This window comes from Parendozoicomonas verongulae, from assembly GCF_009711465.1.
GTDB classification, from domain to species: Bacteria; Pseudomonadota; Gammaproteobacteria; order Pseudomonadales; family Endozoicomonadaceae; genus Sansalvadorimonas; species Sansalvadorimonas verongulae.
In genome coordinates this window covers 1-572 of record NZ_SMME01000337.1, presented here as the reverse complement: position 1 = coordinate 572, position 572 = coordinate 1, and the positions used below count along the sequence as shown (strand labels likewise).

Sequence of the window (572 nt, the reverse complement as noted above, 5' to 3'; positions counted from 1 at the left end):
GTTCGGCGCTGTGATCAAACCGGTGAATAAAAAGGCCCTGAAGTTCAAGGGCAAGGACGGCTCGGTTTTCGCTAAGAGTGTCACCATTCCGGCTCGTCCGTTCTTAGGCATAGAAGACCAGCAAATCCAAATCATTGAACGAACAATCGACCGGTGGGTACAGGAAGTGGCCGCCAAGGGATCACGGAATGTTTAACGACGCACTGGACGCAGTGACCCAATACCTGAAGACCGCTCTGGCCGAGGAGGCCAAGGATGTGGAGAGCCATCCGGGTCGGTTCACCCAACAGGAGCTGGCCCGCCTGCTCACCAAGAAACGGGCTGTGCGCATCGCCATTGAGCAGTCACCGAATCTTAACGTCACCGGACAGGGTTTCCGGGATGTCACTCTCATCATGGCCGCCTATGTGATCTGTTCGGATGCCAAGGAGTCCGACCGCCACCGTGGAGCGCTGGCCATCGTGGAAAAGGTGCTGGGGGAGTTGCCCTATTGCCGTTTCGGGAGCGACTTCCTGCTGGCGGTCAACCCAAGAACCGTGACAGCTGAAAACTTGTATTCCGGGGAGATCGAC

The 572-nt window shown here is 57.0% G+C and carries 2 protein-coding genes; both read left to right on the top strand.

Going from position 1 to position 572, the window contains the following annotated elements; genetic code table 11:
* Nucleotides 1–196: phage virion morphogenesis protein (locus E1189_RS22310; RefSeq protein WP_230459862.1), on the top strand; the 196-nt coding region annotated here is incomplete at its 5' end.
* Nucleotides 189–572 (top strand): hypothetical protein (locus tag E1189_RS00630; protein ID WP_230459861.1); only part of this gene is annotated, 384 nt, incomplete at its 3' end. The genes E1189_RS22310 and E1189_RS00630, both read left to right, overlap by 8 nt.